At 42.8% G+C, this 7,464-nt stretch carries 6 protein-coding genes; 3 read left to right on the top strand and 3 right to left on the bottom strand.

What is annotated here, in order from left to right; all coding sequences use genetic code 11:
* The first annotated feature begins 188 nt into the window (after positions 1 to 188).
* Entirely contained in the window at positions 189 to 455 is a 267-nt protein-coding gene (locus C2M30_RS15770; RefSeq protein WP_267894222.1) for a GNAT family N-acetyltransferase, read from the top strand.
* Positions 456 to 491: 36 nt separating this feature from the next.
* Here C2M30_RS15770 and C2M30_RS15765 read toward each other — a convergent pair whose 3' ends face one another.
* Positions 492 to 1,103, bottom strand: a complete 612-nt coding sequence (locus tag C2M30_RS15765; RefSeq protein WP_105172362.1) for a TetR/AcrR family transcriptional regulator C-terminal domain-containing protein — start codon at positions 1,101 to 1,103, stop codon at positions 492 to 494.
* A 221-nt stretch (positions 1,104 to 1,324) separates the two neighbouring features.
* Between C2M30_RS15765 and C2M30_RS15760 the strand changes: the two genes are divergently transcribed.
* Both C2M30_RS15760 and C2M30_RS15755 read left to right on the top strand, forming a co-directional pair.
* Positions 1,325 to 2,407 (top strand): efflux RND transporter periplasmic adaptor subunit, encoded by a 1,083-nt coding sequence (locus tag C2M30_RS15760; protein WP_105172361.1) that lies wholly within the window; start codon positions 1,325 to 1,327, stop codon positions 2,405 to 2,407.
* A 2-nt stretch (positions 2,408 to 2,409) separates the two neighbouring features.
* On the top strand, positions 2,410 to 5,460 hold the full coding sequence (locus tag C2M30_RS15755) for an efflux RND transporter permease subunit (RefSeq protein WP_105172360.1): 3,051 nt from the start codon (positions 2,410 to 2,412) through the stop codon (positions 5,458 to 5,460).
* Between the two features lie 102 nt (positions 5,461 to 5,562).
* On the opposite strand, the gene C2M30_RS15750 is transcribed toward C2M30_RS15755, so the two are convergent.
* Positions 5,563 to 6,081 carry a cytochrome b gene (locus C2M30_RS15750; RefSeq protein ID WP_105172359.1) on the bottom strand — a complete coding sequence of 173 codons (519 nt, stop codon included), beginning with the start codon at positions 6,079 to 6,081 and terminating at the stop codon, positions 5,563 to 5,565.
* On the bottom strand, positions 6,078 to 7,046 hold the full coding sequence (locus C2M30_RS15745) for a catalase family peroxidase (protein ID WP_105172358.1): 969 nt from the start codon (positions 7,044 to 7,046) through the stop codon (positions 6,078 to 6,080). The genes C2M30_RS15750 and C2M30_RS15745 overlap by 4 nt, the downstream gene beginning before the upstream one ends.
* Between the last annotated feature and the right edge of the window lie 418 nt (positions 7,047 to 7,464).

The raw sequence follows: 7,464 nt of genomic DNA, 5'->3' as shown, positions 1-7,464 counted from the left end.
TTATTCTATGTGAGTCAGCCGATAACACAGTAGAAAGCCCAATCAAGCGCTGCCGAACGGTTCTTCTGAGCGCACTTTTCTCATTGTTGCTCGATATTCGCTTAGATTGCTAGGCCACACATCGAGCGCCGCGATAAAAGCACGCTCAACAAGAACAAAAATAGAACAGCAAAGATCAACAGACCCTAATATGTGTAGCATCGTTATTTATTAATCAAAACGAAGCGCGTTTGCGCAAATTTGCCACCTTGCCTAGTTACCAAAACCAAGGGCTCGGCAGCGAACTTTTACAGCATATTATAAGCGATGTTAAAAAGCGAAATATTGAACAATTTTGGCTTGATGCCCGCGAAACAGCCGTACCTTTTTATCGTCGGTTTGGCTTAACTGTTGAGGGTGAGCCCTTTTTAAAACATCACCTAACTTACGTCAAAATGGTACTGCGCATTGGCTAACGCGGTTGCATTTACGCCAAAATCGCGTTAACTCAATTAAATTTCGTAGTAACTTAAAAACAAGTCCAGTGTATCATTTGTTAGCTCACGCATTTGCGCTTCATTCAATCGCTCATCAAAATGTAACACCTGTGGCCAAAAAGCTTGCCCTTTTAACAAACCTAGTAATTGCTCAGACACTAGATACGGGTCTTTTTTGCGAAACTTTCCATCTTCCATAGCATGTCTAAGCCAACGAATAAGCGTTGTTTCTTGTTCAAAGAACTCCCGTAACTCACCATTAGACATCTCCGGGTTAAATAAGCAGTAACCCATTGCCACGCGAATTAAATCAAGTGTGCCTTGATCGCACATAAACTGAAGCTCGTTGGCAATCAACTCGCTCAGCTGACTGCGCAAATCTCGATTCTTATCGTATTCAAACTCATACGTCAGAATATTCTGACTCCAAATATCACGAATAATGTGAGTTACCAAAATCTCTTTACTTTCAAAGTGATTGTAAACAGTACGCTTTGATACTTGCGCAGTTTCGGCAATTTTATCCATGCTGGTGTCACTTACACCATATTGCTGGAATGCCGTTTTTGCGCCATCAATAATCGCTTGGCGTTTTTGCATACTGCGGCTGATTTTGGCTTCGCTCATGATTTGGTCTCTTAGAAAAGTTGGAAATTATTTTTACACTAATAGGTTTACTTTTCAATTGCGACCAGTAAACTACACCGTACAGTTTACTTGATCAATGATTATACTGAAGCGTCTTTAGCCGTTAACGGTTTTCTATTTTAGGTTTTAAATGCTTTAAAAATCATAAAGATAAAATCAAGTTCGTTTTATTAAACTTTGACAACTAAGCAACAATGACTATGAAAACTCACTTTTTTACCTCTGCGACCCGTGTAAAATTAGTTGCACTTTCGCTGTTAACTTTGTTTTTGCAAGCGTGTTCCGACGCCCCTGCCGAACAACTTACTGTAGAAAAAGTACAAGCCGTTAAGCTAGTACCCGCTGTAAGCAACGCCAAATTGGTTAACCGCACTTTCCCTGCAGAAGTGTCGGCAGTAAAAACCGTCGATTTAAGTTTTGAAGTATCTGGTCGTTTAATCCAAACACAATTAATGACAGGTACACTGGCAAACCAAGGCCAACTGCTCGCACAAATTGACCCAACCCCGTTTAAACAACGCATGCAAGAAGCCGAAGCGCGCTACCGCCAAGCAACACGCGATTTAGAACGTATTGAAGCAACGGCAAAGAACGGTTTGGTATCTCAAAGTCAGCTAGATAACGCAAAAACCAACTTTGAGCTGGCCGACATCGCGCTTAAACGCGCTGAAAAAGATCTCAGTTACACCACCTTACTCGCGCCATTTAACGCGCAGATCTCAGAACGTTTCGCTGAAAAAGGAAACTACGTACAAGCCGGCGATATTGTGGCTCGCCTACAAGATGTTTCGCGCTATTACTTTAATGTGAATGTACCGGAGCGTTTGGTAAGCAAATACAAAGAGGGTTCGTTAGTTGGCGCTAATGCACATATTATTTCGGCGCCCGATAAAGTTTACCAATTAGAATACATTGAGCATGCCACTCAGCCCGACCCTATTACACAAACATACAAGGTGGTTTTTGCCGCACAAGCCAATGACACCAATTTAACCCCAGGTGCGCGTGCGGTTGTACAAGTAAGCCTTGAAAGTCAAAGCGACGAGCAACATTTACTGGTGCCATTTAACGCTTTACAAGGTAACGATAGCGAGGGTTTTCATGTTTGGAAATTCAATCGCGATACAGCACAAGTAAGCAAGGCTAACGTCGATGTGTTATCGGTTAAAACCCGTTTTGCAGCCATTAAAAGTGGTATTACCGAAGGTGATTTAATAGTAGCCGCAGGCGCCGCGCAAATGCGCGAAGGCATGACTGTAAAACCCTATAAAGCGGAGCTATAACTGTGGATATCGCTCGTTATTCAATTAAAAACCCAGTCAATATATGGCTGTTGGTGATTGTATTATTAATTGGTGGCACCCTTGGTTTAAGTAACATTGGTCGCTTAGAAGACCCGGCATTTACCATTAAGCAAGTGCAAGTTGTAACCCAATTTCCGGGCGCTAGTGCGCAAAAAGTTGAGCGCGAAGTCACGGAACAGCTTGAAATTGCGCTGCAACAAATGCCGCAACTTAAACAGTTAACGTCTATTTCAAAGCCCGGTTTGTCGGAAATTACCGTTGAAGTAAAACCTAACTTCGACTCAAACGAGTTACCGCAAATATGGGATGAACTGAGAAAACGACTGCGCGATGTCACCAGTATTTTGCCATCAGGTAGCCATGCGCCAACGGTTTACGATGACTTTGGTGATGTTTACGGCATGTATTACGCGCTGAGTGCACCTGAATTTAGCCCGCAAGAGTTACGTGAATTTGCCCGCATTATTCGCCGCGATTTACTCATCACCGAAGGCGTTGCCAAAGTGCAAGTCAGTGGTGTGCAACAAGAGCAATTGGTGGCTTACATTAACCCATATCAGTTGTCGGGCTTGGGGATTTCATTTCCAGAGATCACCGCGCTACTTGAAGAAAATTTAAAACCATTTAATGGCGGTCGTATTCAACTAGAAGGCCGCAGCTTACGTTTAATTGTTGAAAACCCGCTAGATCAAATTGAAGAAATTTATAACCTAACAATTGTTGTACCAGGTACTAACCAGTCATTTAAAATTCGTGATATTGCTGAGCTTAAATTTGAGCCGCTCGATATCCAGCCTACGCTTATTCGCTACCAAGGTAACGAAGCAATTACCCTTGCCGTATCGGCGCTAAACGATGTCAACATTGTTGAAGTGGGTAAGCGCGTGAATGCTAAAGTGGCCGATCTGTTAAGCGAGCTGCCAGCAGGCATCACGCTGACCCCAATTTACGACCAAGCCAATATTGTTGATGAATCTGTAAAAGGGTTTATTAATAACCTGATCATGTCAGTGATTGTTGTAACCTTAACGCTAATGGTATTTATGGGCTGGCGCTCAGGCGTGGTGGTTGGCTCGGTATTGTTAATTACCGTAATGGGCACCGTATTAATTATGTGGCTGATGGGTTTACAGTTACAGCGTATTTCTCTGGGCGCTATGGTAATTGCTATGGGGATGCTGGTTGATAATGCAATTGTAGTTGCCGAAGGTATGATGCTGCGCATGAAACAAGGCAAAAAAGCGCTTGAAGCCGCAAGCTTTATTGTAAAACGTACGCAATGGCCATTATTAGGAGCAACAGTAATCGGCATTGCGGCCTTCTCGGGCATTGGTTTATCAGACGACGCAACGGGTGAGTTTCTTTACTCGCTATTTGCGGTGGTGTTAATTTCACTCATGCTCAGCTGGGTATTAGCAATCACCGTAGTGCCGCTATTTGGTAAATACTTTTATAAAGTGGAGCAGCAATCTGATACACAATCTGGCCACAGTGCATTTTACCGTGGTTATATCGCCCTACTACACAGCGCACTTAAATTAAGATGGATTACGGTTGCGGTGCTTTTTGCCATCACCTTTATTGCCTACGCCAGTTTTGGTTTAGTGAAACAAGGTTTCTTCCCACCTTCAAATGCGCCTATTTTCTTTGTGCATTACTGGGGACCTCAAGGGCAAGATATTCGCGAAACTACCAAAAAAGTAGCCGATACCGAAAAAATGCTACTGCACTTTGATGAAATAAAGTCAGTAACCAGCTTTGTTGGCCGTGGTGCAGATCGCTTTACCTTAACTTATGCGCCGCAACAACCAAACGAAAGCTACGGCTTTTTCTTGGTACGCACCCACCAGCGCGATGAAATTGACGGTGTGATTCAGCAGTTAACAAAGCTGATGCCAGATATCGACCTCAACGCAGACTTTTATACCGAACGCATGCAGTTTGGCCCAGGTGGCGGTGCTAAATTAGCAGCGCGATTCTCAGGCCCAGATTCTGAAGTACTACGCAAGTTAGCCCGTGAAGCAGAAAACATTATGCTAAACGATGGCAAAATTCGCGATATTCGTCACGATTGGCGTGAAAAAGGCTTAGTGTTAAACACCCATTATGATTCGGTAAACGCAGGCATTGCGGCGGTTTCACGTAATGATTTTGCACAAACTATTCAATATGCATCAACGGGGCTGGAACTTGGCCGCTTGCAAGATGGTGATTACAGCTATGCCATTACCGCCAAAGTTGCAAGCTCAGGCCAATCGGAAACCGAAGCAATTGAAAACAGCTTAGTGTGGAGCTCATCACAGCGTAAATACATTCCATTTAGGCAAGTATCAACGGGCTTAAAACTGGAAAATGAAGAGACTCAAATTCACCGCCGCGACCGCGTAAGAACCATTACGGTACTTGCCGACCCGGGCTTTGATGAAACCGCAGGTAAAGCATTTGCACGTATCAAACCACAAATTGAAGCGATGCAACTGCCTGCTGGCTATAGCCTAGAATGGGGTGGTGAATACGAGTCATCACGCGATGCACAAAAAGCACTTGGTACAGGCTTGCCTGCGGGCTTTTTAGTGATGCTGTTGATTTCTATTGTGTTATTTGGCCGCGTGCGTCAACCACTGATTATTTGGTTAGTTGTGCCAATGGCTGCGGTAGGCGTTGTAACTGGTTTACTTGTTACCGATATGCCGTTTGGCTTTATGTCACTGCTGGGTTTCTTAAGTTTATTTGGCATGTTAATTAAAAATGCCATTGTTTTACTTGAAGAAATTGATCTGCAAATCAAAGAAGGCAGCGTACCAAACGAAGCTATTTTATCGGCCAGCGCGTCACGTTTACGCCCTGTTGCACTCGCTGCGATTACCACTATTTTAGGTATGGCGCCGCTTTTAAGCGATGCGTTCTTCGCCGATATGTCGGTAACCATTATGGGAGGTTTAGCATTTGCAACCTTGCTCACATTGATTGCCGTGCCTGTGTTCTATAGCATTTTTTACCGCTTAAGCTATCGCAAGGTGAAAGTAAGTTAACACTTTGCTAGCTGATTAAAAACACAATTAAAAAAGCGAGTTAGGGTTTCCCAACTCGCTTTTTTGTTATCAATAAGCCGCTACGTAAAAAAACGATAAACGTTAAAGCATGCGTTTTAAAGTATCGTCCTTTTTAATAAAGTGATGATACAGCGCACCCGCAACATGCATAAAAATTAGCAAGGCAAACACAGCAATAAGTAAACTGTGTAATTCGCGAAACAAGCCATAAAGCAAAATGTCTGGCTCGCTTTTCACGCCAATGCTCACTATGCCAAAAAACGAAATTGGCTTACTGGCAAAATACTGCGACAAAATGCCCGTTAGTGGTACTGCACACATCAAACAATAAAGTAGAAAATGCACACTGCTTGCTGCCATTTTCTGCAACTTAGATTCATCACCGCTCGAAGTAAGCGGCGTTGAGCTAAATTTAACGCACACACGCAGCACAAATAACACCAATGCAACTAAGCCAAACGCCTTATGTAGCGCCAGTAAACTGGGTTGCCATGGTTCAAGTGAACTAACCATAGTTAAACCTGCAGCAAACAGCGATACGAACATCATCGCCATTACCCAGTGTAATAATCTTAAACTTAAACTGTGTTTGGCGATCATTGCAGCGCCTCCAGCAGTTTTTCTTTCGCTCTGCGACGATAAGACTCAGTATATGCCGCAGAGCGCGCATTCAAGATAGGATCTTGAGTCGCGGCAATGCCTGTTGGCAAGGTTAGCGGATCAAAGTTTATGTCGTGGCAGCGCGCATCTTCGCTGGCATCGATAGCTTTAATCTTGAGCACTCCTGCAGATACCTGTTCGCGTGAGCTTGGCCAAATTACCGCAGGATTAGTTTCATCATCGTCATTACTGGCTAAAGTAAACACCCAATTAAATGATACAGCCCCGTTTGCTAAACGGCTTGCTAACTCATCAAACAGCGCATTATCGCTATTTGTAAGAGTATTTGGTGTGTTATCGCGAGGCATTACATGCCACCTCACCGCCTGTTTATTGTTTTGATTATCAATCAAATAGAACGCGTTTATGCTATTGTATTGCTCAAGAGCAAAACTCGAAGACGGCGTGTAGCTGGCTTTCCAATTTAAAAAATCTTTGCTTTCAGGATGCTCGTTAAAAAATGCTTTAATCGCATTAGGCCCTTGCTTAATTGCCACAATTTGCTGATAAAAATCATGTGCATTAGTTACCGCCATCGCAGGCGGTGTATTCATCGCAATACGCCACTGCTCAGTGCTGCTTAAATCAAAACTCAACGCTAGGCTACGCACGGGCGCTTTTAAATCTGGCGCTGTTGGATTACTACCCGCAATTGAAAAGCGACCAACAAAATCAGGCGTTCCAGCTTCAAACAAGGTTGCTTTTGTGTAAGGTGCAAGTGCGCCATTAGAGACAAACTCACCTGTTATACATGCACCTTTTGCATGCGCACGGCGAAAACCAGCAAACGGATTATTGCCCTCTTGCAAGTCGACAAATTGCTGCGCAGTGACTTTTTCCTGTGCAACTAAATTGGCAGACAACACCAAGCCCGACCAAGATAAAAATTGAATAAGTGTTTTCAAATGTGCCCCTTAACTTTAAAAAACCACGATAAAGTTCACATCCATACCAATCGCTGAAAATGCAAACATAACTAAAAGAGTGTAGCCGATTGGCATAAATGCACGGTCTATACGGTATAAACCGGAAAACAGGCCAATTTATTTCACCTATTTAGCCTTATTTGTTTCGACTTCAAATTAATATTTGTTTATCCAACTAAATCTAAATAAATCATAAAAACGTTAAAAATAAATTAGATCAATATAAACAAACACTTAAATGCACTTTTAGTGTTGATCAAGTTTTATTCACTTGAAATTAGAGCTCAAATAATTAGAATTGTAATCAATTTAAACCATATGAGGTAAATATCATGAGTACTAAGACGGATCTTTTTGGGTACCTTTCTTTTAAATTTATCGCCGCTGTAAGTTACTT

This window comes from Pseudoalteromonas sp. T1lg24, from assembly GCF_002964745.1.
GTDB lineage: Bacteria > Pseudomonadota > Gammaproteobacteria > Enterobacterales > Alteromonadaceae > Pseudoalteromonas > Pseudoalteromonas spongiae.
Note: the sequence above shows the minus strand (reverse complement) of the source record. Positions and strands in the feature narration are given on the sequence as shown.

What these genes read in the sequence shown, in the direction of transcription:
- C2M30_RS15765 (WP_105172362.1), bottom strand. Translation starts at nt 1,103, where the DNA reads ATGAGCGAAGCCAAAATCAGCCGCAGTATGCAAAAACGCCAAGCGATT.
- C2M30_RS15760 (WP_105172361.1), top strand. Translation starts at nt 1,325, where the DNA reads ATGAAAACTCACTTTTTTACCTCTGCGACCCGTGTAAAATTAGTTGCA.
- C2M30_RS15750 (WP_105172359.1), bottom strand. Translation starts at nt 6,081, where the DNA reads ATGATCGCCAAACACAGTTTAAGTTTAAGATTATTACACTGGGTAATG.